Below are 26,941 nucleotides of genomic sequence, written 5' to 3' on the forward strand. Positions count from 1 at the left end.
GGAATAAGTAGTGATACTTATTCCTTTTTTCAGTCGGGATGAGGCGACTCGAACGCCCGACCCCTACGTCCCGAACGTAGTGCGCTACCAACTGCGCTACATCCCGATAGCTTAATGTTACTCATTAAGCGGTTGCAAAGGTACATAAAAATTCGGAATAAGTAGCATTTTATGGTGAATATTTTTCTGTATGGAAAAATAATGCTTGCTATCCGGCTTGTTAAGACAAACTGCTGCGAAGGCTGATAATGAAGAACCGGCAGCCTGCCTGTGGGCCGGCAGTGTGGCAGAGGGGCTGCCGACTACTCTAAATCAATGTGCCGCACCTTGATGTCCTCGCGGAGGAAGATGCGTGCATTCTCCTTGAACTTCTCTTCGTTCTCGGTCGTATAATAGCAAGCCGTGCCATTTTTGGTGCAGAGTTTCTCCATTTCAGGATGCCGGCGGAAATAGTTCTGCAGGCTTTCTGCTACATATTCCCCTTGTGGGACAATCTGTACGCCACGGGGAACATACTTCAGAATCTTCGGCATAAGGATGGGATAGTGGGTACAGCCGAGTATGAGCGTGTCTATATCGGGGTCGAGCCGCAAAATGTGGTCAATGCGTTTCTTTACGAAATAGTCTGCTCCGGGACTGTCAGCCTCATTGTTTTCTATGATGGGTACCCATAGGGGGCAGGCCGTGCCGGTAACTTTCACGTCGGGCCAGAGCTTCTGTATTTCCATATTATAGCTTTCGCTGCGTACCGTTCCCTCCGTAGCCAGAAGTCCGACGTGGCGGCTATGGGTAAGGTGTCCGATGATTTCGGCAGTGGGACGAATGACTCCGAGCACGCGCCGACGCGAATCGATGCCGGGAAGGTCGTTCTGCTGAATACTGCGGAGAGCTTTTGCCGAGGCCGTATTGCAGCCGAGGATAACCAGCTGGCATCCCATCTCGAAGAGTTTCAGCACTGCCTGACGCGTAAACTGATAGACCACGTCGAACGAGCGCGAGCCATAGGGTGCACGGGCATTGTCGCCAAGGTAGAGATAGTCGTATTCCGGCAACATCTGTCGGATGCCATGAAGTATTGTCAAACCTCCGTAGCCGGAATCGAAGACCCCTATAGGGCCTGCTTCTTGTGAGTATTTCATATTTTCCTTGGGCAGTTAAGGGAGTTGAGGAAAAGGCAGCTCTCTGCGAGAGTTAAAGGCTGAATGGGAAATGTCTTTTATTCTCACCTTTTATAATGTGTAGCTTTCCATGTCAAAAGACGATTGTCCATTAACCGTTGTCGGTTGGATTTAATGGAAAGATTCTTTCAGCACATCGGTAATGTCTATACCCTGAGTCGTGTCAACATAGGGCAGGGCATTGTTGTCGGCATTGAGGACGAAGGCGTAACCGTTTTCCTGTCCTATTTTCCGGACTGCATCGTTGAGTTTCTGTCGTGCTGGCGCATAGGCTTCCTGTTCAGCCTGTTGGAGCAACCGCTTTGTCTCTTCCTTAAAGTCGATGTTCTTTTCCATCAGGTCTTGAAGTTCCGCCTGTCGTTTGCGGAGGATAGAAGGGGCGAGAGTGCGCTGCTTGTCGAGGAAGTCTTCGTATTTGGCATTGAAGTCATCCTCCGACCGCTTTGTCTCTTCATCGTATTTGGCGCGGAGGTCAGCATATTGCGTGTGGCAATAGCGTAGTCAGGCATTGATTGCAGTACTTCCATGTAGTGGAAATAGGCAAACCGCAACGACTGGGCGTTGACAAAAACCGGCAGGGCTACGAGAAGGAGGGATAAGAGTATTTTCTTCATTCTGTAAGGGTGTTGATAGGGAACGTTGAAGTTGGGTTACTCGTGTGCAGAGAATAAAAAAGAGGTCAGCACAGGAAGATGTTTCATGCGCTGACCTCTTCTGTCCCGAACCGCCATATCCGCAACGATATGCAGCAGTTGTGGCTGATTCGGACAAAGGGGAGGGCGTTTACTTCATCTTGGCAAGCTGTGCCTTTACGTCGGCAGTGATGTCCTTGCTGAGCGTATCGTTGATATAGATAGGCTGACCTGCTGCCTTTTCCATGATGTAGACGTAGTTTCCTGCCTTGGCAACGGCTTCGATAGCCTTGCGAACCTTGTCAAGAACCGGACCGAGCTGCTTCTGCTGCTCCTCGTTGAAAGCCTTCTGGTTGTCCTGTGCGGTCTGCTGAATCTTGGTGTACATATCCTGCAAGGCCTTTTCTGTCTCTGCCTGCTTGGTAGCATTCATCGTACTCTTGGTCTTGTCGTACTCTTCAGCCTTGCGCTGCAGTTCTGCCTGCATGTCGGTGAGCTGCTTTTCATACTCCTTTCCCTTTGCCTCAAGGCTGGTCTGTACAGTTGTAGCCTCGGGAAGAGACTGAAGAAGAGCCTGTGAGTCAAGGTGCCCGAACTTCTGTGCAAACATGGTCATTGGTGCACAGAGCATCAACATTAAAATAAGTTTTTTCATTTTGTTTTGTTATTTTTGATTGTTTGTTATTTTGTTTATCTGCTGTCCATGAGCGTTCTGTGCTTTATGGAAATGTCGCAAAGAACAAGACAGGTATCCACAATTGTGAATTATGAATGTTGAGTGACTGATTACTGGTTGGCATAGCCGAGCTTTTGCAGTACCTCGTTGCTGATATCAATCTTCGGTGAACCGTAGATGATGCCGGCAGACTCGCTTGAACGGTCAACGACCAGACTATAGCCGCGCTGTTCGGATATGTCTTTTACGGCATTGTAAATCTCGTCCTGTATCGGTGAGATGAGGCTTTGGCGTTTCTTGAACAGCTCGCCTTCCGGACCGAAGTATTTCCGCTTGAGGTCAGATGCTTCCTTTTCTTTTGTCATGATGGCTTCCTGCTTCTTCTTTTTCTGCTCCTGAGAGAGGAAAACCACCTCGTTCTGATAGTTCTTGTACATCGTTCCTGCCTCCGTATTGAGGGCTTCGACCTCTGCCTGCCACTTTTTGCTCACCTGATTGAGCTGTTCGTTGGCCCTCTCGTAGGCAGGTACGTTGCTCAGAACATACTCCATGTCGATAAGGGCAAACTTCTGCGCAGATGCGGTTAAGGGCAAAAGGATAAAAAGACAAAGGGGCAAGACACTCCTCAATGCCCTATTGCGTATAGCTTTCTTGTTTCTTTCCATATCTGTTGGTTTTATTATTGTCTAATCAGAGGGAGAAGATTATTGATTCCTTTTCCTGCATTTCAGGCTTTACACCTTGTTGCTGTCATAGGAGCAATGCAGGGGAGAGCGTTTCATCTCTTTACCCTTTCCTCTGTTCTCTTGTTAAAATTCCTGTCCGAGTATGAAGTGTAACTGGCTTCCGCCCTTTTCCCATCCGTTCGTTCCGAGTACCTTATCAAATCCGTAGGCCCAGTCAATACCCATCATGCCGACCATCGGGAGGAAGATGCGGACACCGATACCTGCTGAACGCTTCATGTCGAAGGGGTTGAATTTCTTTGTTTCGCTCCAAGCATTACCGGCCTCAATGAATCCGAGACCATAGATGGTCGTGTTGCCCAACAGGAACGGGTAACGGAGTTCGAGCGTAAATCGGTCGTAGGCGTAGCCTTCCTGTCCCCGGGGCGTAAGCGAGCCGTTCTCATACCCCCGCAATCCGATTGTCTCTTCGGCATATCCGGTGGAGTAGCCGCTCATTCCGTCGCCACCCATGTAGTATGTTTCAAACGGACTCTTCTTGTATTTATTGTAGCTGCCGAGCAATCCGAGTTCCACACGGGTCATCAGGACAAAGCATTTCTGTCCGCTTGACAATGCGGTAAAGGTACGCGCCTTGAACTTCCACTTGTGATATTCGACCCAGCGATACTTCTCCTGCTGTTCCTGAGAGTAGGTTGGCGAGTTGACGTCGTTGGCCAAATTGCGATAGTCCTTGTTGTCAAACTTCGACCAAGGCGGTGTGATGGCCAGCGAAGCCGAGAATTCGGAACCGCGGCGTGGGAACAGCTGATTATCTGTAGACGAGCGGTTGATGGATACGTTCAGGTTGAGGTTATTGGCAGAGCCGCTCGTCATGATGAAATAACGCCAGTTCTTCAGCATATAACGCTGATAGGCCAACTGAACCGACAGCGTAAAATAATCGTCAGGCCAGCTCAGACGCTTTCCCCAACCCAGATAGACTCCGAGCAGTTTTATATACTTGTTGGGATCCGAAAAGTTCTCGTAGTTGTTGTAGTTATAATTGCCGTATCCATAGCGGTAGTTGTAGTAGTTGTTCAAATATCCGCTGTTGTAGTAGTTGGTAGATACGTCGGTCTGCTTGGAGTAGTTGAGGCCGAAGGTGAACTGTATCGGACGCTTGCCTCCCAACCAGTTGGTGGAATACTGGGCGTTGTAGCTCTGATAGTATCGCCCGTTGGTCTGTGCACCGAGCGAGAGCGTCTCGCCATCACCTATGGGCAGCAGTCCGCGGTGTTCCTTGTTGCGACGGAAAAGGTTGGTTACAGAGAAGTTGGTGAACTTCAGTCCAACACGGCCAATGACGCCAGTCTGTCCCCATCCCAGCGAGAACTCTATCTGGTCGTTGTTCTTCTGCTTCAGATTCCAGTCTATATCAACCGTTCCGTCCTCGTATCTCGGATGCACTTCGGGCGAGCAGTTCTCGGGGTCGAAGTGCCCCATGGATGCCAGTTCGCGGGTAGAACGCTGCAAAGCCTCCTTGGAGAAGAGGTCGCCCGGCTTGGTACGGAGTTCCCGGCGCACTACATTTTCATAGATACGGTCGTTGCCGTTTATCTTCACGTGATTGATGCGGGCCTGCTGTCCCTCGTAGATACGCATTTCGAGGTCAATGGAGTCGCCGACAATGTTCACCTCTGTCGGCTGAAGGTTGTAAAAGATATACCATTGTTCCAATAGGCATTTCCGACAGCGTCTTCGTCTTCGGTCAGACGCTTGCTCATGTACCTCTGATTATACACGTCTCCTTTCTTCATGTTGAGCAGAAGGGAGAGGTAGTTGGTGTTGTAAACCGTGTTGCCCACCCACGTGATGTTGCGGATGTAATACTTCTTGCCTTCGTCCAGCTTGACATAGATATTCACGTGCTTGTCGTCCACATTCCAGACACTGTCCTTCAGAATGACGGCATCGCGGAAACCATGTTCATTGTATTTGTCTATGAGCTTCTTTTTGTCCTCTGTCCAGCGTTCGGGAGTGAACTTCTTAGACTTCAGAAAAGTCGCCAGCTTTCCGGCTTCGTGGGTTTTGGAAAGTGCACCCTTGGTAAAGAGTCCGCCCTTGATTTTCTTGTCAGACAACTGCTCGTTGCCCTCCAGTATAATCTGTCGGACTTTCATCTTCTGCTTCTTGTCTACCTCTACATCGAGAATGACCTGATTCTTGTTGGCAACGTCGTCGCGCTGGCGGATGTTTATTTCTGCGTTCTTGTATCCCTTGTCCTCGAAATATCTCTTTGCCAAGGTCTGCGCACGTGCTATCATGTTCGGGGTAATCTGTCCGCCCTTGAGCAATCCGAGCTTCTTCTCCATGTCTTCGGTCTCCGATTTTTTCAGTCCGATGTAGTTGATGGTAGACACACGCGGACGGGTGCGCAGCTTTATCTTCAGGTAAGCGTCGTTGCCGACGATTGAGTCCACCGATATGGAAACATCGGAGAATAGTCCGTGCTTCCAGTACCGCTTCACAGCATCGGTGATGGCAGTGCCGGGAATCTCTATTTCCTGTCCGACGGACAATCCGGAAATGCCCGTCAGGATATAGTCCTCGTAGCCTTCGACCCCCGATGTGGTCAGTCCGGCCAGCCTATACACTCCGGGAGTTCCGGCATAGGAGATGGTAGGGTTGACGATAGTCTCCTGTGCAATCATCTGCTGTCCTATTCCGAAGAAGGCGGTCAGGAGAAGCAGAACCTTGTTTATCTTACTCATGTATAGCGTATCTTATTTATTTTCGTTTTCAACTTGGGTCTCCGTCTTTCCGAAACGTCGTTGCCGGCTTTGGAAACTGACAATGGCCTGTTGCAGGTCGTTCTCTCTGAAGTCAGGCCAATAGGTATCGCAGAAATAGAGTTCGGAGTAGGCAAGCTGCCAGAGCAGATAGTTGGAGATGCGAAGCTCTCCCCCTGTGCGGATAAGCAGGTCGGGGTCGGGCATGAAGTTGGTGTTCATGTTCTCCGAAAGCGTCTCCTCCGTAATGTCGTCAAGCGTCAGTATCTTGTCCTGTAGCTGCTTTGCTATGCGCCGGGTGGCTTCTGTTATCTCCCACCGTGCCGAGTAACTGAGGGCAATCACCATTGTCATGGTTGTGTTCTTGGCGGTATGCTCCATCGTCTCCTGCAATTTTTTCTGAACAGCCTCGGGTAGTCGGCCAATATCTCCGATGACACGGAACCGCACGTCGTTCTTCATGAAGATTTCGTCTTCGAGCGATGTGAGTACGAGTCCCATCAGAGCGGCCACCTCGTCGGACGGTCTGTTCCAATTTTCGGTGGAGAAAGTGTAGAGCGTCAGGTACTTTACTCCGAGCCGTGTACACTCCGAGGTGATGCGGCGCACGGTCTCTACGCCTGCCTGATGGCCGTAGGAGCGTGGCTTGTTGCGCTCTGTCGCCCAACGTCCGTTGCCGTCCATGATGATGGCAATATGCTGTGGTACGCGCTTTATGTCTATTTCTTCTGCCATATTCTGTTGCGAAGATTATATGTTCTTGTTCTGTTGCGAAGTTGTTTTCTTCCGTACCGCTCCTATTCGTCTTCGTTGTGGCAGGTACGGCACTTGGCACTGAAGCTATAGGTGAGGGTCAGCTGAAGAGTCGAATAGCAGTCGGTATTCTTGAAAAGTCCGCTACTCTCAATGCCGTATGGGTCCTTTTGCCCGTCAAGTTCATCACTGAGACAGAAGTGCATGGCCCATTCCAGACCGACATTGACGCGCTTTCCTGCCTTGTATTTCACTCCGATGCCTATCGGGACGTTGGCCGAGAAAGCCGACTTCTTGCTTCCTCCTTCTGTCTTGACGTAGGTGGCACCCAGTCCCAGCGACACGTAAGGCGACAGGCGTTGTGCCCCCCGATAGTCGCGTCCTGTGCCATAAGGCAGAAAATTGTATTCGTAGGCAAGCCCAATGTCCACGAGCGAATTATTGAACTCATAGGGCTGACTGGCAAATTTCGGGTAATAGGTCTTCTCATCGGCAGATTTTCCTTTCATCTTGCCGAACGAAGCGTTCATCCTCATGCCCATATAGGGGTTGAAGTTGTAGCGGACCAATACGGTTCCCATCGGCTGCAAATCTTTCGTCAGCGAACCGTTGAAGTCGCCGAGATAGTCCATCATGCCGATGCCTGCGCCAATTTCCATACGGTATTCAGGCTCATCCTGTGCGCGAACGGGCAGGACAGCCATGACGAACATCATATAGAAAAGTAATCGTTTTGCCATTGATGGGTGTTGAATGATGATTATTGGTTGGCGAAGAACAGCCCTTTTGTCAGTGGGCAATACCTTAATTATATATAGTGAGTGAAAATCTTATGATTTCAGTGTGCCGGAATTTAGCCTCCTATTTCCTTCAGCGGCATGTCCCATCCCATCCGGTTGAGCCGTCCGCGCCACAGCTGGGTGCCGCTGAGCAGCCAGATGAAGTTCTGACGGTCTACGGTTGCCGAGAAGTTGGCGCTACGCCGAGTCCCGAAGGATAGGTATAGTGCTTTCTGCTCTTCCACGTGATGCCACCGTCTGCACTTATGAGCGGAGTGGTAAAGGTGCCTGCTGCCTGTCCCATAGCGATAACGCTGCCATCGTAGTTGAGGAGCGACAGGGAGGTCAGTGCCGGGAGTCCGTATGCTTGCGAGGTGGCTGCATCGACGAGTGTCCACGGATAGGAGGCCGAAGCGTTGGAGGTGTCGACAAGTTTTGTCCATACGACGGCGTTGCTCTGTGCTGCCGTAGTGCCTACGAGCATGATGCGTTCCATCTCCCTGTTGGTGGTGAGAGACTGGCAGGAATAGCCGAAGTTGTCGGTCGGCAGCAAGGACGTTGCGTCATCAATGGTTTCACTGTTCACGTGATGCCTTGGTCTTCCGACATCAGCAGCCCGCCATCGTTGGAGATGGCAAAGAGTTTTGTCTTTCCGCCTGCCACCAACTGGCGGATACGGCTGTCTGTGCCCATTGGCTTCCAGTTGATGCCGTCGATGGTGCGATTTACCGTGCCCTCATCGGCGAGATAGATGTAGTCTCCTGCTACGATGCCGCTCTTGTAGGCCTCTGCACCAAAGCTGGCAGGCGATGCCACCCATGCCGATGGGTTGTTTTCGGAGGTTGCGTAGACTATGGTCTTGCCGTCCTTCTGCCCCAGCAGATAGATATTTCCCCCGAAGGCAAGCATGCGCGAGGCAGTCAGCTGCCCTAATTCAGTGTTCTCTACGGGGGCAAGCCAGTTGAAGACGTCGGCTTTCTGCTTGTGTATGTTTACCGAAACCGTATAGGTGCGGTAGCTGGACCCGTCGTTGGAATAGACGCGCAGAGTGCGTGGCTGCGACAGGTCTACCGAGTCGTTCGAGGAGTAATATTTCAGCGAGTCGCTTGTCTGCGACTTCCACAAAATGGTTCCTGAATTGTGTGCGGTCATGGATACCAAGACCCTGTTTACCTTTGTGCCGTATGGCAGGGAGTCGGTGTTGTATATGAGTCCCTTTGTCTGGTCTATACTGAAATAAAACTTGTTTCCCTTTATATTTGCAATATAGGAGCTGTCCGCTCCGCTCTTCGATACCGTGTCGCGCACCTGCTTCAGCGTGGCTATGGAAAAGGAAGTTATGGCAGTATCGCTGTACGTAACGCCCTTGTCGTTGTCCTCGTCTTTCAGGCAGGAGGTCATCATCAGTGCAGCTGCTATGATTGCTGCAAGGAAGGATATTTTATTTCTCATCAGATGCTGATATATGATTTTTAGCTGCAAATTTACTTAGAAATCTTCAGAAACAGGGGCTTTGACACCATTAATTATGTAAAATATCGAATTCGTCTCCTTTTTTTAAGTTTGTTTAGGCTACAAGATGAATTTTTGAAAATCCCCGTCCCTGTTTGTCGGAACGGGGCATGCCTGTCTCTGCCTGAGTCAGTTCATGGGAAAGGTGGCAGGGGAAGTCATTTCGTACCGCCATTTCCGGTCAGCGTACTCCGTTAGGCAGGGAGGTCGGAACAGAAGTTATGGACAAGGAATTCAGGCAGTTTTTCTCCATGCTTCCCCTTGCGTCAGGGGCATAGGAAAGCATGGCCGGCCTATCCCTTTACGATTTTCTTGATGTCGTTCAGCTTGTTCAGAGCTTCGACCGGGGTCAGGTTGTTGATGTCCAGACCGAGAATCTCGTCGCGAATCTGTGTCAGGACGGGGTCGTCGAGCTGAAAGAAGGACAGCTGCATGCCCTCCCTGCTTTTTTCGAGCTTCTCTACCGACGGCTTACCGACGCTGCCCACCTGAGCGTTGTCGGCTTCAAGCTCCTTCAGAACCGTGTTGGCACGCTTGACGATAGAACGCGGCATGCCGGCAATCTCGGCCACGTGAATACCGAACGAGTGCTCGCTGCCGCCCCGTTCGAGCTTGCGGAGGAAAATGACCTTTCCGTCCAGCTCCTTCACCGAAACGTTGTAGTTGCAGATACGTGGGAAAATCTTCTCCATTTCGTTCAGTTCGTGATAATGGGTGGCGAAGAGCGTGCGCGCCTTCGCACGGGGCTGCTCGTGCAGATACTCCACGATGGCCCATGCAATGCTGATGCCGTCGTAGGTGCTTGTGCCCCTTCCGAGCTCGTCGAAGAGTACGAGGGAGCGCGGAGTAACGTTGTTCAGGATGTTGGAAGCCTCCGTCATCTCTACCATAAATGTGGACTCGCCGAGCGAAATGTTGTCGGATGCCCCCACACGGGTAAAGATTTTGTCTACCATGCCTACCTGTGCGCTCTCGGCAGGGACGAAACAGCCTATCTGTGCGAGCAGTACGATGAGGGCGGTCTGGCGGAGCAGGGCTGACTTACCTGCCATGTTCGGGCCTGTAATCATCATAATCTGCTGTTGCTCGCTGTCCAAGCGCACGTCGTTCGGGACGTATTTCTCGCCTATCGGCAACTGGGTCTCGATGACGGGATGGCGGCCCTGCCGGATGTCTATCACTTCCGTGTCGTCCACAACGGGACGGACGTAGCGGTTGGCTTCAGATACCGCTGCAAAGGAAAGCAGGCAGTCGAGGTGGGCGACGAGGTTGGCATTGATTTGAATTTGCGGAATAAACTCCTGCATGTCCTGTACCAGCTCGTTGAAGAGCTTGGTCTCGAGCATCAGAATCTTTTCGTCGGCTCCGAGAATCTTGGCTTCGTACTCTTTCAGTTCGGGCGTTATGTACCGTTCTGCCTGTGCCAAGGTCTGCTTGCGAATCCAGTCTGACGGCACCTTGTCCCTGAATGTGTTTCTCACCTCAAGATAATAGCCGAACACGTTATTGAAGCCTATCTTGAGAGACGAAATGCCCGTCTTCCGCGTTTCCTGCTCCTGAATTTCCAGAAGATACTGCTTGCCGTTGTCGCGGACGGAGCGGAGGTCGTCAAGCTCGGCATTGTAGCCCGATGCTATCACGTCGCCCTTGGCGACGAGCTGCGGTGGGTCGGACTTGATTTCCCTCTCTATGCGGTCGCGTAACGACTCGCAGAGGTTCATCTGCTCGCCGATTCGCTGTAGTGCCTCGTTCTTGGCGTAGAGGCAGGCGGTCTTGACGGGTTGAATGGCGCGCAGTGCCGTCTTCAGCTGTACGACCTCCCGGGGCGATACGCGCCCCACGGCCACTTTGGATATGATGCGCTCCAAGTCGCCCATACGGTGGAACTGGTCGTCCAGACAAGCCCTGAAGTCGGGTTCGCGGAAGAAGTAGTCAACGGTGTCCAGCCGCTCGTTGATGGGCTTGACATCCTTCAGTGGGAAGACCATCCATCGGCGCAGCATGCGTCCGCCCATCGGGGTAACGGTGCGGTCTATCACGTTCAGCAGCGACGAACCGTCTTCCTGCATCGGTGCTATCAGCTCCAAGGAGCGGATGGTGAAGCGGTCCATGCGCACGTATTTTTCCTCTTCAATGCGCGACAGCGACGTTATGTGGTTGATATGTGTGTGCTGCGTCAGTTCGAGATACTGCATGATGGCCCCGGCAGCGACCACTCCGTTGTGCAGGTGGTCTACTCCGAACCCCTTGAGGCTCTTGGTTCCGAAATGCTTGAGGAGTTTCTGGCGTGCGGTCTGTTCGGTAAATACCCAGTCGTCCATCTCAAACGTGCAGAGGCGCGTGCCGAAATAGCGTTCAAAATCTTGCTTCCGGCCGCGGTCGTAGAGCACCTCCTTGGGCGTGAAGTTGCCGATGAGCTTCTCCACATAGTCGAAAGTCCCCTCGCCCGTAAGGAACTCTCCCGTAGAAATATCAAGGAAACTGATGCCGCATGCACCCTTGCCGAAATGGACGGAGGCAAGGAAGTTGTTCTCCTTGTAGTTGAGCACGTTGTCGCTCAGGGCCACACCCGGTGTAACAAGTTCGGTTATTCCGCGCTTCACCATCTTGTCCATGGCAGACAGGCCTTTCTTGCCCTTTATCTCCTCGCGCTTCTTTTTCGGGTCTTCGAGCTGGTCGCAGATGGCGACGCGCTTTCCGGCGCGTATCAGTTTTGGCAGATAGGTATCGAGGGCATGGTGGGGGAATCCGGCCATCTCGTCGCCCGAGGACGCTCCGTTGTTGCGTCTGGTCAGGGTGATGCCCAATATTCGCGCAGCCTCTATGGCGTCGTCGCAGTAGGTCTCGTAGAAGTCGCCGCAGCGGAAGAGCAGAAGCGCGTCCGGGTGCTGGGCCTTCATGGAGAAGAACTGTTTCATCATCGGTGTTAATCCCTTTTCGTCTTTAGCCATGGAGTTTGTTTCCTTTTAGTTATGTTGTCGGTTTCTTGTTTGGAAATTGCAAATATACGAAAATAGGCGCGAACTCCCAAAAGTATCAATAAACTTTAGCACACCGACTGCGCACGGGTGGCTGACGGATAAAAATGCTTTCCCCGATAACGGGCCGTCGTTTGCTGAATGGGAGAAATGAAAAATGCAGGAAAGGAGCAGGAAAGAACAGAATATTCAGCCTTTTCATGCAAAAGTCATATTAGGATATTTAATTTATTGATTATCAATGAGTAATGAATTATTTATAAGACAATAGTCCTATTATTAAGACTAAATCAGGACATGGGTGCAGGTTTTTTAGGCGATACTCCAAGCGAGACCGTGAAATCGTTGCTATCTTTGCAACCGACAATTAAGAAGGTATCCAATACTCGTTAAAGGAAGATGGACACGAGAGACAGAGATAGTCGCCGGAACGTCTTCTCTTCACTGGAAAAGGATAAACTATAGATGAAGACTTTTTGTAAATCATAAAGCATAAGAATAAGAAGAAAACAAAGCGTTGTAGTCAACATTAGACTAGTTAAGGTTAATTTGTAGAATCAGAAAGGAAGGTGTGGCAAAGTGATTTGCTGCACCTTTCGCCCTTTTTGCAGGTTCTGTGTGCCAATTCGGCAACACGTCATCGGCAACATCGGAAAGCACAATACACCGGCAGATAAAAGTTCGCTTGCGAAATGACCATCGGGCTACTGAGGGCAGCCCGTGCCTGTCTCGCTGTCTCTATTCGTTACGGTATCTATCCCAGCGGCCGACGGCAAAGGGGAGATAGCGGTAGGTCAGCCATACGAGGACGGTGGAGGCAATCCACACGGCGACGTAGGCGAGAACGACGTGGAGATAGTTTCCGTCGTAAGGCAGGCCGAGGCGTTGAAACATGGCAGAAACCGTCAGGGGAACGCCGCCACAAAGGAAGTAATAGACAAGGCTATGACTGCCCGTCCATTCTACAGGCCGCAGGAAGTGCAGCCGGGGAATCTGGCGGAAGAGGTTGACCAGAAAGAAGACTGCCACCACCATGTTGACCACGAAAACCGGCCAGTCGGACACTCCGATGGGCTCTATCAGCAGGCTGACTCCTTCGGTGTGGACATATACCTTTATTATAATGAATAATATAAAGAACAGGAATGTATGGTATGGGGTGTGGAAACGGTTGAAAAACGCTTCCTTCCGGCGGTAGAGATAACCTAAGTACAAGATGGTCAATGCCATGCAGGCATTGTCTGCTTGCCAGTAGAACGACCGTCCATTGTGTGCAGACCAGATGCACAGTCCCATCGAAAGGAGGGCCGAAACTGACAATATCCACCATTTCTCACGACTTATCCACAGGAGCAGGGCAAAAGCCGTCTCTCCCACAATGAGGGCGGCTATGAACCAAGAGGCCTGTCCTGTCAGGACGGTCAGGAAGACTTCCTCCACTGGCAGACCATGCGCCAAGGATTTGGGCAGGGCGAGGGCGGTGGTGAAGACAAAGTAAGGGACGAGCAGGTTGCGGATAATGGAAAGGAGTTTGTGCCGCAACGGGAACGGCTCCTCGGCCAGTCGCAGGGGCAGGCGGTCAGTTTGCACGTCTCCGCCCCGGCTGTCCGGGTCGCCGGCCTGTCTGCCTTTAAGGGTGGAGGCTGCTTCTGCTCCGTAATTGTTTGGGCGGCAGAAGAGATAGCCCGAGATGAAAAAGAAGACGACCAGCGCGTCGGCCACATAGAGATGGTAGCTGATGAGGTTGTCGCCCGTGTAGTATATCTCGGTGTGGTCGAGCAGGATGGCAAGCATGCAGAAGCCGCGCAGGAGGTCAATCCAGTGCTGACGTCGGGGCGGACAGGTCGCCAAGGCGGTTTCGTGTATTCTATCGGAAGTTGTCATCGGTACGTCTTCAGTCAGGGCAACGGGGATTGCCCCCGTGCCATTACTTCATCTGCAAAGATAGTATCTTTCCCGGCAACAGGCAAGCAAAGCCTGCAAATAATTCTATCGGAGCTTGGCAGGACATGCGGTGCATGATGGGCGGAGGATGGACGGACGGGTACGGCATACCCGTTATTTCTGCGGAAACCGGCATCGTCTGTGGGATGAATTCAAGGATGCAAGGCCGCGGAATGGCGGAAGTGCCGTATCGGCTGTGTGGGCAAGCCCGTTTCGCCATGTTAAAGTGCCGTTTTCACCCGATGAAAGCGGCACTTTCGTTGAGTGAATGTTAGAAGCCTGATTGTCAGTTGTTTACAATTTGTGTTTTTGTTCTTCTGCTATAGATGGGATGCGTGTGCTGTCCGGTTCATTGAAGCCAAACGGGTAAGAAAGATATGTCCGCGTTACGGATAGCAGAATCAGGCGTCCCGTCTGTCCGGGGAGGTACGATTGCAGGGGGCAGACGGGGCTTCTGTTTGTGCAGTGGAAAGACAATTGATTGTTTAGATTGCGATTTCTTTTCAAAAGTCAGGGCTATTTCCTTGTCTCATATTGCAGAAAATGAGTATATTTGCTGCATGATTCAGCGATTAGTCCTTTCATTCCTGCTTATTCTTGCAGGTTTTTCCGTGCAGGCGCAGCGTCCGCGTGTCGGGTTGGTTCTCGGTGGAGGCGGTGCGAAGGGAGCTGCCGAAGTGGGGGTGCTCAAGGCTATGGAGGAGGCGGAAATCCCCATCGACTATATTGCCGGAACAAGCATTGGTTCTATAGTGGGCGGTCTCTACAGCGTGGGGTACCGTTCGGGCGACCTTGATACGCTCTTTCGCTCGCAAGACTGGCTTGCGCTCTTTGCCGGGCGCGACTCATCTTTCTCGCACCGTATCGTACAGGAGGCTGACGGCATCACCTATCTTTTTGGCTTTCCCATCCGTCGCAGTAAGGGGAAACCTGCCGGCAGGAAGGGCTTCGGGCTTCTGAACGGCGACCGCATCTATCGGTTTCTTGACTCTCTGGTGGTCCATGCGCCCCAAGGCTGCACGTGTGCCGGGCAGCCGCCATACGCCTGCGTGGCCTTCGACCTGCGGCATCAGCAAGAGATAGTCCTCGATACGGGCAGCATGGCGAGGAATATGCGTGCAAGCATGGCCATTCCGGGAGTGTTCAGGCCCGTTGTCCTCGATTCGCTGATGCTGGTGGATGGCGGAATGATAAACAATCTGCCGATTGACGTAGTGCGGCGGATGGGGGCCGACATCGTCATTGCCGTTGACCTGACGCAGAACAAGCACGACGACTATCGGTCGCCCTTGGGTTTCCTCCGTCAGTTGGGGGGGATGTTCAAGTGGCTTGCCGACCGTCCCGATATCCGTAAATACAACGAAAACAGGAGGCAGGCCGATATCTACATCAATCCCACCCTCACCGGCTACGGGGTAACGAGCTTCGGCAGGGAAGCCATCACAAGAATGATGGAAGAAGGATATGCCGCTGCCCGTGCGGTGCTGACACCCGCCGTCGTGGAGGGGTTGAAGCGGCAGGTGTATGGTTCGCGTACGGTAAACTTTTAGGACAACCACTCCCCTTGCTATGTTTTCCGGTAGTTTCTCCGTCTTCAGAGGGCTTGTCTGTCCCTTGCCCGTCTATCCGCACCGCTCTGTTCGTGGTGATGATTTGCCCGTTTTGGCAGAAAGTTGCTCACTTTCCGCCGTTTGCCCTTGACATTCCATCTATTGATAATCAGTGGAATGTAGGGATTGTCGGGCCGACAGGAGGTATTGAGAAACGAAAAGAGTCGTGGTGGCGATAATAAGCAGGTTTAGTTAAACTCAAATACAAACGGCTTGACAAGAACATGTATGAATCATTAAATTGCCTATAAATAGCTGTGCCCTTTCAGGGAAGTCAGGCTGATTGTTTTTTCCGTTCTATAATTTCTTTAATATAACAATATACTCATGGCTCATTGTATCCACTTTTGCACCAGTTTTATTGGTCGGGCTATTTTTAGATGGCATCCTTTTGTTAGGTATTTCTCTTACCAATGTTATTTGATGCTTGAATCCAAAACTCTCAAACATTTCAGCAGTAAAATAATCTAAAGGTATTTGTACCGCCTTCACTCTTCTGTCCCCAACTACATAACAAACAGTACCGCCGCTTCTGACAGCTTTGGCCACATTCCTGATTGACAAATAGTAGTCATTTAAAAAAGAGATAACTTCTAAATACCTTTTATGCTCCAGCCTATCTATTTCGTCTAAAACATCCCGTAGACTTTTGGTCGTAAACAATTCACTGGTTGCTTTCCCTCCTCCCATTAAAAGGCTATCCAAATTTTTAGCGTTATCAAACCCAAACCATTCGTTAGTCCACCTTGAGAATTGTCCGTAAGCAACAGTTGTCCTGCTATCGCCGTAGGGCGGGGAAGTTACTACCATATCTATATCTCCATCCTTAATTACATTAGAAGGAATACCATTGACAGTATTAAAATCATAGATATGGGCAGACACATTTCCCTTGGCCTTTTCATTAAATTGCTCTAATCCGCTAAGATTGCGAATAACTTTTCTTTCAAAGAGATTGAATGTATCAGGATTAAATTTTGCTATATTAGCTTCGTTCATCCTATATCTTTTGAATTCCCCATTACGTGTAAAGGATACTTCTCTTACTACTTCAGAAAGGGCGATGTTAAAAAAATCCTTATCGGTTGTTGCATCTATTAGTTGCGATAGATACGACAACTTTAATAATGTACTTTCATTATACCAGAAAGTATAGTTGGATATTCTGTCGAAATTCCGGTCTTTTACTTTATCTTCAGTATATGTAATCAGACTTGACTGTATATCTCTAAACTGCATCAACAGACTATGATAATCATAATGCGTTGTTTTTACTTTAGACATCAATCTTGCTAATGGATTTAAGTCTGTGCCAATAGAGTTTATTCCAACCAATGATGATTCTACTAAGGTTGTACCACTTCCCATATATGGATCTAAAATAAGGCTTAGTCTACCATTTGGTTTATATTCCTTTATTAAGGTTCTTGCAACTTGTGGTATCATCATAGCCGGATAAGTATGGTAACAATGGGTATATTCCTTTGTGTTAGCCTCTTTAAAGCTCCATCTGTCATCTATTTTTCTGTTATACATGCTTCGATAAATAACTTACACTCATTTTGAAAGTGCAAAGGTGTGAAATACTCTCAATATGAGAGCGATATTTGTCTTTAAAATGAATACTTTTGCTTGCAAATTTACAAAAATTATGTAACTTTATTTACAAAGGCACCGTCTTTTCCTAAAGGTGCCAACAATTATCTTAATAAAAAATTTGGAATACCTTATGAAGAACCTGAGAAAATAGGGTTGAATAAGCTACATACATCTATGTTTGCAAATGATTATAATACGTTTGCTAACAAGTTGTCTTTTAAGTTAATAAGTGATAGAAATCAGAAAACAATAAGAATAGGAGTATACGATTTAGAACATAACACAATAGATACTATTGTTGGATATAATTACGATGCTTTAGAAAAAATATTAAAGAATAAACTATAGTTGCTGTCATTCCGTCATTGGTTTTAACATTTTTGAGCTTGATATTCAATTGGTTGCGAAGGTTGACAGAATGACAGAAAAAAAAGAAAACTAAAATTAGGACTTATATGACAAAATTAGGTATGTTAACAGAAAGCAAATAAGTTTGCTTGTCTTGCTAAGCTGGCGAACCATGGAAGGCGCAACAAAACTTTGGAAAAGGTAACAGAACATGCCAGCTATCGTAAACGTTTTCCTGTTGTTCTTTCTATCCTTTCCCTTAGGGACAATAACATGTAAACCGAGGTTGAATGACAAGATAAAAGCCGGAGCAAAATGTAAAGTGAACCCCGAAAGTTAGACAAAAAACTTTCGGGGTTCTTTTCAGATGTGTTGGCTCATTCTATCAGTCTGTATCATTCAACCAATCTACGTGTCTAAAGGTTTACGCTGACGCCTGCATACCAAGTAGCACCATAGACGGGGGCATACATGAAGGCAGCGTCGTCGGTATGTTTCTCGTCCTGAATGTAGCTGAAGATGTTTTTGCCACCGGCATAGACCGAAACGGTACCGAACTGCTTGGCTACACGGAGGTTCCATGTGGTGAAAGCGTTGGTATGCTTTATCTTGGATGTTTCTCCGGCATCCTCGGAATTGTAATCAATATACATTCTTCCCTGCAATGAACCTGTCAGGGCGAACGACCAAGTTCCCGGGGTGTAGTCGATGTCGATGTCGCCCGTCATGGATGGGAAGCGCGAAATATTCTTGCTGTCCTTCGCGTATGCGAGACGCTGTGGGAATTTGGCGCATGTTTCATCCTCGGGGTCAGACCATTCAGCACGCTCGTGCTTGAATTTGCCTTGGTTGAATGTCCAGTTGATGCCTGCGGCAAAGTCCTTGAAGAGCGTAGCCTTGGCACCCAGCTCTATTCCCTGTACGTAGGCGTCGTCGACGTTCTCCCACTGATAGGTATAACCGAAGCGTTTCACGTCGTCGGAAGCAGGAGAGAACTGAATCTTATCTTTCAGGTCGGTGCGGAAGATGTTCAGGTTCAGCTGATAGTTCTTTCCGTAGTAATCGGCCGAGAGGTTGTAGCTGATGGAGCGTTCGCCCTTCAGGCTGGACGATTTCCATACACGTGGCGAACCGCTGCAAAGGTGCAAATCCTCGGAGAAGCCGTAAGGGGCGCGGAAGCCTGTACCGAAGTTGGCACGGAGGATAAAGGATGGAGAAACCTCATACTTGACGGCAAGGCGTGGATTGACCGTTGTCTTGGCGAAATGGGTTGTGGGGAACGTGCCGTCGAACACCTTTTCGCTTGCCGCATATTCTTCGCCAGAGCTGTGGCGGTCGATGCGGATACCCGGAACGATGCTTAGGGAAGGCAGAATGTTCCACTCGTCCTGAAGGAAGAAGCCCACTTCGTTGGCGTGTTTCTTGCCGATGGAGGTGTAGGGCACACCATAGTAGGGACTGTCCTCGTCAGCTTCGTCAGACAGGCAGTAGAGGCCCGTCTCGCGAAGACGTGTGAAATAAGCCTGCACTCCTGTCAGAAGGGTATGGTTACCGAGAATACTCGTGAAGGTGAGCGAGGGGGTAAAGGTGTTCTCTCTGGCGAGATAGGGGCGCATCAGTTCTACGTCGGGACTTGCACCCGGCTCGTCGGGATGGGCTGGGTCTTTGTGAGAATCCTGATAACTGCCGAGGAAAGTGTCGTTGGTAGCGTTGCGCTTGTGATGAACATAGGCAGCTGCGAGATTCAGCTCGGAGTGTGCGCCTATCGGGAGGGTATAGGCGAGGTCAGCAGAAAGACGGTTGGTCTTAATGTTCTCCGTACCTGCGGAGAACGGATTGAGGTAGAGGTCATCCGTCATTGTGCCTCCGAACCGCTGCTCGTCAATAGCCTTGCCACGGAGAACGAGCTTGTCGTTCTTGGCAAACGGGCTGTAGAAGTATATGCCGAAGCCGAGATTGGTCATCTGGTCGTTCACGCGGTCGGACACACCGTCCTTGTTTTTCACTTCCTTACGGGTCATTCCGTCCTGCGTCTGGTCTACCGCGTCGGCCTCGGTACGCTGTGCATAGATGCTCAGACCGATATTCTTATAACGCATGGAGCCCGAACCCTTATAGCTTCTGTAGCCCCAGTTGCCCATCTGTACGTCGGCTTTGAGGGACGGCTCGTAGGTAGGCTCCTTGGAAATAATGTTGATGGCACCTGCCACCGCGCTGCTTCCGTAGAGTGCCGAACCTGCACCCTTCACCACTTCGAGGCGGTCTACGTCGTTTGTTCCCATCTGCTGGAGTCCGTAGACACCTGCGAGACCGGAGTAGACTGGCTCGCCGTCGAGCAAAACCTGCGTATGCTCTGCACCAAGTCCCTGCATGCGTACCATGGAGAAGTTGCAGAACTGGCACTGCTGTTCTACGCGGATGCCCGGAACACCCTCCAACGCATCGTAAAGTGTCTGTGCGTTTTTGCGCTTGAGGGCCTGCGATGTCAGCACCTCGGTACGGATAGGCACGTCCTTGATGAAGTGGGCCGTGCGCGTGCCCGTAACCACTACCTGACTAAGTTCCAATGGGTCTTTATCAAGTTGGAAATAGGCCTCCGTTCCTTTCCCGGCGGTCATTGTAACTTCGATTTCCTGCTCCTGATAGCCCGTCAGCGAGGCAACGATGGTCTGTTTCCCAAGCGGCAAGTTGCCGAGCTTGAAGTGTCCCGAAGCGTCGCAGGCGGTCTTGAGGTTGGTTCCTTTCACTAAGATGACGGCATGGGGAAGGTGCTTGCCCGTCTCCTTGGCCTTCACATCTCCGAAAAGCATTGCGTCGGTGTTCTGTGCAAAAGCACTGACAGCGCATAATACTCCTAATAAGAATGTAAATACTCTATTCATAGATTAACATGATAAAAATTTGGCTGCAAAGTTACGTGAAAACCATAATATGAACAATACCTAATAATAGTGATTTTGAAGTAAGCAGGAAAAACCGTATCTTTGCACTCAAAAACAGGCAAAGAGATGAAGAAAGTATTAACAGCAGTGCTCGCGGTCGTGGCAGCGACAGTGCTGAATAGCTGCGGAACTGCGCAGAAGACAGCCACCGAAACCCCTCAGCCGGTTGTTCCTGTAGCGACAACCGAAGTTATCGCCAACCCCGAAGTAATCAGCATAGCCGATGCATTGGACATATTCGAGAATCCCGACCATGCTGCCGGTATCGCCAAAAAGTACGGCTACAAGCTCAAGACCAACTACGAGGTGTACCGGCTCGACAAGTTCTCGAAGATGTACTACAAGAACTGTCAGCTCGCCAAGCTCCTCACCGCCACTCAGTATGGCGACTATCCACGTCCGATGAGAAAGGGCGTATCAAGTTATGTGGCCTTCAAGGAGGGTGCAATCATCATTGCCGTATTCAATCCGACGGCTTATGACAACCTCGTCGGGCAGGTGAAGGCGGCCGGATTCGTGCTTGACATTCCCGGAAGCGAGGAAATCTACACCAACGGAACGCGTACCATAGCCTGCTACAAGGACGGGAAGAGCGTGCGTATACAATAATATATACATACGTGCCGGCGACTGACAGCCTCCGGCTACTCCATCTTAACCCCATTGCCATGCTTCCATTTGAATGTGATTACAGCTGCGGTGCTCATCCGCTGGTGCTGAAACGACTCATAGAAACCAACGACGAACGGACGCAGACATACGGCTTCGACCGATTCAGCGAGCGTGCACGAGAAAAGATAAGGACTGCCTGCGGCATGCCCGGGGCCGACATATTCTTCCTGTCGGGAGGTACGCAGACCAATGCGACGGTCATTGACGGCATATTGAAGTCATACGAGGGTGTCGTCTGTGCCGAGACGGGACATATCAATGTGCACGAAGCCGGAGCCATTGAGGCGGAAGGACACCGCGTGATAGCCCTTCCGGCGGTCAATGGCAAGCTGGAGGCAACGTCGCTCGACCGTTTCATGACCAACTTCGAGCAGGATGAGAACCGCGACCACGTCGTACAGCCGGGCATGGTCTACATCACCGTCCCGTCAGAACTTGGCACCAGCTATTCGGCACGGGAAGTCTCCGATATCTACGAGGTCTGCCGGAAATACCGGCTTCCCCTCTACGTAGACGGGGCACGCCTCGGCTACGGACTGATGGCGGACGATTGCGACTTCGACCTGCCGTGGCTGGCCCGCCACTGCGACGTGTTCTATATCGGCGGAACCAAGGTCGGTGCATTGTGTGGCGAGGCCGTTGTCTTCACCAATATGCGCTCGCCACGCCATTTCTTCACCATCGTCAAGCGGCACGGGGCACTGATGGCCAAGGGAAGGCTCATCGGCGTGCAGTTTGATGCCCTTTTCACCGACAATCTTTACTTCAGCATATCCCGGCACGCCATTGCCGCTGCCCGCCGTCTCAAGAACATGCTGCGCGAACGGGGATTTCAGTTCTTCATAGAGTCAGCCACCAATCAGCAGTTTGTCGTCATGAAGAACCCGGTGATGGAGAAACTTGCCCGGACCGTCGCCTTCTCGCGGTGGGAGAAATACGACGAGACGCATACCGTCTGCCGTTTTGTTACGAGCTGGGCGACGACCTCAGACGACCTCGACGCCTTGGAGGCGGCACTCAGCCGGCTTCCTGCTGCCCGATAAGTGGTTCTCCCGTAGTTTTGCCGGGCTATTGCCGACTTTCCGCCCCGAAAGTTTCCTTTTTTGTCTCCGATGCCCCCATATCTCGGAGATTTTGTATAAATTTGCAGACAGATAAGACATCAGATTATGAAAATAGAAGACCAGATAACCTCAGCGGCCCTTGCTGCCGTAAAAGACCTCTATGGCGCAGAAGTGCCGGAGAAGATGATACAGTTGCAGAAAACCCGTGCGGACTTCGAGGGAAACCTTACCCTCGTTGCCTTCCCGTTGCTGAAGACCTCGCGCAAGAAGCCCGAGGAGACGGCACAGGAGATAGGCGAGTACCTGAAACGGAACTGCAAGGCCGTTGCCGATTTCAACGTCGTCAAGGGATTCCTCAATCTTGTCATTGCTCCGGCAGCTTGGGTGGGACTTCTCAACGACATCAACGCCGACGAGAAGTTCGGTGAGAAGACGGCCGGCGAGGGCAGTCCGCTCGTGATGATAGAATACTCGTCGCCCAATACCAACAAGCCGCTCCACTTGGGACACGTGCGCAACAACCTGCTGGGCTGGTCGCTCGCACAGATTATGGCCGCCAACGGGAACAAGGTGGTCAAGACGAACATCGTCAACGACCGCGGCATACACATCTGCAAGTCGATGTTGGCATGGCAGAAGTGGGGCAACGGCATCACGCCCGAGCAGGCCGGCAAGAAGGGCGACCATCTGATAGGCGACTTCTACGTGGCTTTCGACAAGCACTACAAGGAAGAGTGCAAGACCTTGCAGGCACAATACGAGAGCGAGGGCATGCCGGCCGACGACGCAAAGGCAAAGGCCGAACAGGAGGCACCCCTCATCAGGGAGGCCCATGAGATGCTTGTGAAGTGGGAGCAGGGCGACCCCGAAGTGCGCGGACTCTGGGAAAAGATGAACAACTGGGTATATGCAGGATTCGACGAGACCTACAAGGCACTCGGCGTAGGCTTCGACAAGATATACTACGAAAGCAACACCTACCTCGCAGGTAAGAAGAAGGTGGAGGAAGGACTCGAAAAAGGCCTCTTTATCCGCAAGGATGACAACTCCGTATGGGCCGACCTCACCGACGAGGGGCTCGACCAGAAGCTGCTCCTCCGCAAGGACGGCACGTCGGTCTACATGACGCAGGACATCGGCACGGCACAGATGCGCTTTGCCGACTTCCCGATAGACAAGATGATTTACGTCGTCGGAAACGAGCAGAACTACCATTTCCAAGTGCTGTCCATCCTTCTCGACCGTCTCGGCTTCAAGTGGGGGAAAGACCTCGTGCACTTCTCCTACGGCATGGTAGAGCTTCCCAACGGCAAGATGAAGAGCCGCGAAGGCACCGTAGTGGACGCTGACGACCTCGTGGCCTCCATGATTGAGAACGCAAAGAGTCTCAGCGAGGACAAGGTGAACAAGCTCGAAGGCATCACCGACGAGGAGAAGAACGAGATAGCACGCATCGTGGGCATGGGCGCACTGAAGTATTTCATCCTCAAGGTAGATGCCCGGAAGAACATGCTCTTCAATCCCGAGGAGTCTATCGACTTCAACGGCAATACCGGCCCGTTCATCCAGTACACCTATGCCCGTATCCGCAGTATCCTGCGTAAGGCAGAGGCACAGGCAGTCGGGATTCCTGCCGTTCTCCCCGACGATGCACCGCTCAACGAGAAGGAGATAGCCTCATTCAGAAGCTGAACGATTTCAGTGCAGCCGTTGCACAGGCGGGCATCGACTACAGCCCGAGCGGCATAGCCAACTACTGCTACGAGCTGACGAAAGAGTTCAACCAGTTCTACCACGACTACAGCATCCTCAACGCAGATACCGAAGCCGAAAAGACCACGCGCCTTGTCTTGGCACAGAATGTGGCCAAGGTCATCAGGAACGGCATGGCCCTTCTCGCATCGAAGTGCCGGAGAGAATGTAGCCCCGCCCTGCCCTCCCGAAAGGGGAAGGGGGTGCAGATGACTTTGTTGGCCCCTGCGCTGCTATAAACAAGGCAGGGAGGCAGAGGGGACAGCGCATCCTGTCTGTCTGAGGCCATAATCTTGCTCGGACAGACGAAGCTCTGTTCCTGCACTTTGGAAACTTTGGGAGACGGCAATCTCCTTGAATAGAACTTCAATGAAATCGTTACAGAATCCCCCATCCTATAGGACGGACACCGTACTGCCGCTTCCTGCGGCAGTACGGTGTCCGTCTTGGGCGGTCGACGCTGCCTGTTCGGGCAATCCGGGACCGATGGAGTATCAGTGCATCGACCTGCAGACGGGGGCGCAGGTCTTCCATTTCGGGCCTGTGCAGGGCACGAACAACATAGGAGAGTTCCTTGCCATCGTCCATGCACTGGCTCTGATGGAGAAGCAGGGCATCACGGACAAGGTCATATACAGCGACTCCTACAACGCCATCTTATGGGTCAGCAAGAAGCGGTGCAAGACAACCCTCGTGCGCAATGCCCGGACCGAGCAGCTCTATCAGATTATCCAGCGTGCCGAGACATGGCTGAAGACGCACCCCGTGAGCGTTCCCGTCATCAAGTGGGAGACCAAGGAGTGGGGCGAGATACCTGCCGACTTCGGGCGGAAATAGGCGGCAGGCTGTTCCGGCGGCGGATAGAGGCTGTACGGACTATGTGGGAAGGAGTTGTCGGGAACAGCTTCTGAAACATAAAGCAGGAGACAACGGAAAGGTCAGATTATCAGTATGTTGCATCCAGTCCGTCCTCCGCTGTCGGCGAACAAGCCTTAATGACAAAACGAAAGCGGCACTTTGACCATGCGAGCAAGCCCGTTTCGCATGGTCAAAGTGCCGCTTTCGTTTTGCAGGGCATCTGTCCGGCGTGCCGGAAGTGCTGCAGCAGCATTGCCTCGTCCCACGAATGGCAGCACGGGAGAAAAGTACCAAAACTTAATATAATTCTCAAATAATTTCTTATTCTGCCGATAAATGATTATTTTTGCAGATAATAAAACTCATTATAGTTATGCAGACAAAGTGTCATCTTTCTGCCCTTATTCACGAGCAAGCCAAGAAGTATGGCGCGCGTCCCGTTCTTACCTTCCGCAATTTCGGAAGCCTGAAGTGGAAAACGGTCTCGTGGAACCAGTTCTCAATGCGTGTCAGGCAAGTCTCCAACGCACTTGTCAACCTTGGTATCAAGCCGCAGGAGCACATAGCCGTATTTTCGCAGAACACCATCCAGTATCTTTATACCGACTTTGGGGCTTACGGGGTGCGCGTTGTCAGCGTTCCCTTCTATGCGACAAGTTCTGAGGAGCAGATACAATATATGATTCGGGATGCCGGAGTGCGGCTCTTGTTTGTCGGAGAGCAGGAACAGTACGACAAGGCGCACCGCGTCTTCCCGCTTTGTCCGACTCTGGAGCGCATCATCATCTACGACCCGAGCGTGCGCATCAGCACCCACGACCCCCACGCCCTGTATTTTGAGGACTTCCTCAAGCTCGGTGAGGGCTTCCCGCGGCAGCCGGAAGTAGACCGGCTCATGGCGGAGGCGAACGACGACGATGTCTGCAACATTCTCTATACGAGCGGTACGACGGGCGAGAGCAAGGGCGTCATCCTCACGTACAGAATGTATCGGGCCGCCATGGAGGCGAACGGAGAGCGCGTTCCCGTTACCGAGAAAGACCGCGTCATCAACTTCCTGCCTTTCACGCATGTCTTTGAACGCGGCTGGGCATACCTTTCGCTGACGGTAGGTGCACAGCTGATTATCAATACCTATCCGAAGGAGATTCAGGACAGCATGCGCGAGACCCACCCGACGAGCATGTCGGCCGTCCCCCGTTTCTGGGAGAAAGTCTATATAGCCGTCAAGCAGCGCATGGAAAGCTCCGGCCCCGTTCAGCGCAAGCTCCTGCAACATGCTCTGGCGGTAGGAAAGAAGCGCAATATCAGCTATCTGTCCAAGGGAAAGCGTGTCCCCATCGGTGTGGAAATGGAATATCAGATGCTCAACCGCACGGTGTTGAGTCTTGTCAGGAAGCAGATAGGTTTGGAGAATCCGCATATATTCCCGACTGCCGGTGCCTACGTCTCGCCCGAGGTTGAGGAGTTTGTGCACAGCATCGGGCTGGACATGCTCGTCGGCTATGGCCTTACGGAGAGTCTGGCCACCGTCAGCTGCGACCGCAGGGGGAAACCCTATACCGTCGGTTCCGTCGGATACCCCATAGAGGGGCTGCAGGTTAAGATAGGCAAAAACAACGAGGTGCTGCTCAAGGGAGACACCGTTACCCCGGGATATTTCCACCGTGAGGATGCCAATGCGACGGCCTTCGATGCCGACGGCTTCTTCCATACGGGCGATTCGGGCTATTTTCAGGACGGGGAGCTTTTCCTCAAAGAGCGCATAAAGGACCTTTTCAAGACTTCCAACGGCAAGTACGTGGCTCCGCAGATGGTCGAAGCCATGCTGCTCGTGGATAAGTTTGTCGATCAGGTGGCTGTCATCGCCGACCAGCGCAAATTTGTCTCTGCCTCATCGTGCCCGAGTTTCGCGTCTTGGAAGAGTGGGCGAAAGACCGCGGCATTGATTTCTCTACGCGCGAAGACCTTTGCGGGAATCCCCGTGTGCAGGAAATGATGATGGACCGTATCGCCACGCTGCAGCAAAGACTGGCCCAGTACGAGCAGGTGAAGCGGTTCACGCTCCTTCCCCACCACTTCTCGATGGAGAGCGGAGAGCTGACCAGCACGCTGAAACTGAAACGCCCGGTCATCAACAAGAACTTCAGGGACATAATAGAAAAGATGTACGAAGAGTAGGATAGA

At 51.4% G+C, this 26,941-nt stretch carries 15 protein-coding genes, 1 tRNA gene and 5 pseudogenes; 7 read left to right on the top strand and 14 right to left on the bottom strand.

Annotation, left to right across the window (positions count from 1 at the left end; all coding sequences use genetic code 11):
- Positions 1-33: 33 nt before the first annotated feature.
- The 12 genes and pseudogenes from JCM15908_RS00005 to JCM15908_RS00055 form a co-directional block, all read right to left on the bottom strand.
- Positions 34-106: transfer RNA gene (locus JCM15908_RS00005), tRNA-Pro, on the bottom strand.
- A 196-nt stretch (positions 107-302) separates the two neighbouring features.
- Positions 303-1,139 (bottom strand): glutamate racemase, encoded by an 837-nt coding sequence (murI, locus tag JCM15908_RS00010; protein ID WP_025001779.1) that lies wholly within the window; start codon positions 1,137-1,139, stop codon positions 303-305.
- 150 nt (positions 1,140-1,289) lie between these two features.
- Positions 1,290-1,792, bottom strand: a pseudogene (locus JCM15908_RS11260) (OmpH/Skp family outer membrane protein).
- Positions 1,793-1,961: 169 nt separating this feature from the next.
- The gene (locus JCM15908_RS00020) at positions 1,962-2,465 is read right to left on the bottom strand and encodes an OmpH/Skp family outer membrane protein (protein ID WP_025001780.1); all 504 of its coding nucleotides are present in this window, start codon (positions 2,463-2,465) and stop codon (positions 1,962-1,964) included.
- Positions 2,466-2,596: 131 nt separating this feature from the next.
- Positions 2,597-3,151, bottom strand: a complete 555-nt coding sequence (locus JCM15908_RS00025; protein ID WP_084607781.1) for an OmpH/Skp family outer membrane protein — start codon at positions 3,149-3,151, stop codon at positions 2,597-2,599.
- A 144-nt stretch (positions 3,152-3,295) separates the two neighbouring features.
- Positions 3,296-5,925 (bottom strand): annotated as a pseudogene (locus JCM15908_RS11265) (BamA/OMP85 family outer membrane protein).
- Between the two features lie 12 nt (positions 5,926-5,937).
- Positions 5,938-6,678: an isoprenyl transferase gene (locus tag JCM15908_RS00035; RefSeq protein WP_025001782.1), complete on the bottom strand. Its 741-nt coding sequence runs from the start codon at positions 6,676-6,678 to the stop codon at positions 5,938-5,940.
- 62 nt (positions 6,679-6,740) lie between these two features.
- Entirely contained in the window at positions 6,741-7,436 is a 696-nt protein-coding gene (gene porG, locus JCM15908_RS00040) for a type IX secretion system protein PorG (RefSeq protein ID WP_025001783.1), read from the bottom strand.
- Positions 7,437-7,549: 113 nt separating this feature from the next.
- Positions 7,550-8,061, bottom strand: a pseudogene (locus JCM15908_RS13940) (DUF6242 domain-containing protein).
- Positions 8,058-8,927 (bottom strand): DUF6242 domain-containing protein, encoded by an 870-nt coding sequence (locus tag JCM15908_RS13945; RefSeq protein ID WP_051530716.1) that lies wholly within the window; start codon positions 8,925-8,927, stop codon positions 8,058-8,060. Before JCM15908_RS13945 ends, JCM15908_RS13940 begins: the two are co-directional and overlap by 4 nt.
- A gap of 353 nt (positions 8,928-9,280) precedes the next feature.
- Complete coding sequence (mutS, locus tag JCM15908_RS00050; protein ID WP_025001784.1) at positions 9,281-11,938, bottom strand: DNA mismatch repair protein MutS; 2,658 nt, start codon at positions 11,936-11,938, stop codon at positions 9,281-9,283.
- 765 nt (positions 11,939-12,703) lie between these two features.
- Positions 12,704-13,849 carry an acyltransferase family protein gene (locus JCM15908_RS00055; protein WP_025001785.1) on the bottom strand — a complete coding sequence of 382 codons (1,146 nt, stop codon included), beginning with the start codon at positions 13,847-13,849 and terminating at the stop codon, positions 12,704-12,706.
- A gap of 620 nt (positions 13,850-14,469) precedes the next feature.
- Between JCM15908_RS00055 and JCM15908_RS00060 the strand changes: the two genes are divergently transcribed.
- A complete protein-coding gene (locus JCM15908_RS00060) occupies positions 14,470-15,459 on the top strand; it encodes a patatin-like phospholipase family protein (protein WP_051530717.1) in 990 nt (329 codons plus the stop codon).
- Positions 15,460-15,816: 357 nt separating this feature from the next.
- On the opposite strand, the gene JCM15908_RS00065 is transcribed toward JCM15908_RS00060, so the two are convergent.
- The gene (locus tag JCM15908_RS00065) at positions 15,817-17,055 is read right to left on the bottom strand and encodes a TRM11 family SAM-dependent methyltransferase (protein WP_025001787.1); all 1,239 of its coding nucleotides are present in this window, start codon (positions 17,053-17,055) and stop codon (positions 15,817-15,819) included.
- 96 nt (positions 17,056-17,151) lie between these two features.
- Here JCM15908_RS00065 and JCM15908_RS00070 point away from each other — a divergent pair, with 96 nt between their 5' ends.
- Complete coding sequence (locus JCM15908_RS00070) at positions 17,152-17,466, top strand: MvaI/BcnI family restriction endonuclease (RefSeq protein WP_025001788.1); 315 nt, start codon at positions 17,152-17,154, stop codon at positions 17,464-17,466.
- 416 nt (positions 17,467-17,882) lie between these two features.
- Here the strand turns inward: JCM15908_RS00070 and JCM15908_RS00075 are convergent, their stop codons facing one another.
- Positions 17,883-20,348, bottom strand: coding sequence for a TonB-dependent receptor (locus JCM15908_RS00075; protein WP_025001789.1), 2,466 nt, complete (start codon positions 20,346-20,348; stop codon positions 17,883-17,885).
- 126 nt (positions 20,349-20,474) lie between these two features.
- On the opposite strand from JCM15908_RS00075, the gene JCM15908_RS00080 reads away from it, so the two are divergent.
- The 5 genes and pseudogenes from JCM15908_RS00080 (at position 20,475) to JCM15908_RS11280 (ending at position 26,935) form a co-directional block, all read left to right on the top strand.
- Complete coding sequence (locus JCM15908_RS00080; RefSeq protein ID WP_025001790.1) at positions 20,475-21,017, top strand: hypothetical protein; 543 nt, start codon at positions 20,475-20,477, stop codon at positions 21,015-21,017.
- Between the two features lie 59 nt (positions 21,018-21,076).
- Entirely contained in the window at positions 21,077-22,123 is a 1,047-nt protein-coding gene (locus JCM15908_RS00085; RefSeq protein WP_025001791.1) for a threonine aldolase family protein, read from the top strand.
- A 126-nt stretch (positions 22,124-22,249) separates the two neighbouring features.
- Positions 22,250-24,068, top strand: a pseudogene (gene argS, locus JCM15908_RS11275) (arginine--tRNA ligase).
- 197 nt (positions 24,069-24,265) lie between these two features.
- Entirely contained in the window at positions 24,266-24,733 is a 468-nt protein-coding gene (locus JCM15908_RS00095; protein ID WP_025001792.1) for an RNase H family protein, read from the top strand.
- Between the two features lie 394 nt (positions 24,734-25,127).
- Positions 25,128-26,935: pseudogene (locus JCM15908_RS11280) on the top strand (AMP-dependent synthetase/ligase).
- The last annotated feature ends 6 nt before the right edge of the window (positions 26,936-26,941 follow it).

This window comes from Prevotella dentasini JCM 15908 (genome assembly GCF_000614065.1).
Taxonomy (GTDB): domain Bacteria; phylum Bacteroidota; class Bacteroidia; order Bacteroidales; family Bacteroidaceae; genus Prevotella; species Prevotella dentasini.

Excerpts from the sequence above, each read along its gene's own strand:
- murI (WP_025001779.1), bottom strand. The coding sequence starts at position 1,139 with ATGAAATACTCACAAGAAGCAGGCCCTATAGGGGTCTTCGATTCCGGC.
- JCM15908_RS00020 (WP_025001780.1), bottom strand. The coding sequence starts at position 2,465 with ATGAAAAAACTTATTTTAATGTTGATGCTCTGTGCACCAATGACCATG.
- JCM15908_RS00025 (WP_084607781.1), bottom strand. The coding sequence starts at position 3,151 with ATGGAAAGAAACAAGAAAGCTATACGCAATAGGGCATTGAGGAGTGTC.
- JCM15908_RS00035 (WP_025001782.1), bottom strand. The coding sequence starts at position 6,678 with ATGGCAGAAGAAATAGACATAAAGCGCGTACCACAGCATATTGCCATC.
- porG (WP_025001783.1), bottom strand. The coding sequence starts at position 7,436 with ATGGCAAAACGATTACTTTTCTATATGATGTTCGTCATGGCTGTCCTG.
- JCM15908_RS13945 (WP_051530716.1), bottom strand. The coding sequence starts at position 8,927 with ATGAGAAATAAAATATCCTTCCTTGCAGCAATCATAGCAGCTGCACTG.
- mutS (WP_025001784.1), bottom strand. The coding sequence starts at position 11,938 with ATGGCTAAAGACGAAAAGGGATTAACACCGATGATGAAACAGTTCTTC.
- JCM15908_RS00055 (WP_025001785.1), bottom strand. The coding sequence starts at position 13,849 with ATGACAACTTCCGATAGAATACACGAAACCGCCTTGGCGACCTGTCCG.
- JCM15908_RS00060 (WP_051530717.1), top strand. The coding sequence starts at position 14,470 with ATGATTCAGCGATTAGTCCTTTCATTCCTGCTTATTCTTGCAGGTTTT.
- JCM15908_RS00065 (WP_025001787.1), bottom strand. The coding sequence starts at position 17,055 with ATGTATAACAGAAAAATAGATGACAGATGGAGCTTTAAAGAGGCTAAC.
- JCM15908_RS00075 (WP_025001789.1), bottom strand. The coding sequence starts at position 20,348 with ATGAATAGAGTATTTACATTCTTATTAGGAGTATTATGCGCTGTCAGT.
- JCM15908_RS00080 (WP_025001790.1), top strand. The coding sequence starts at position 20,475 with ATGAAGAAAGTATTAACAGCAGTGCTCGCGGTCGTGGCAGCGACAGTG.
- JCM15908_RS00085 (WP_025001791.1), top strand. The coding sequence starts at position 21,077 with ATGCTTCCATTTGAATGTGATTACAGCTGCGGTGCTCATCCGCTGGTG.
- JCM15908_RS00095 (WP_025001792.1), top strand. The coding sequence starts at position 24,266 with ATGAAATCGTTACAGAATCCCCCATCCTATAGGACGGACACCGTACTG.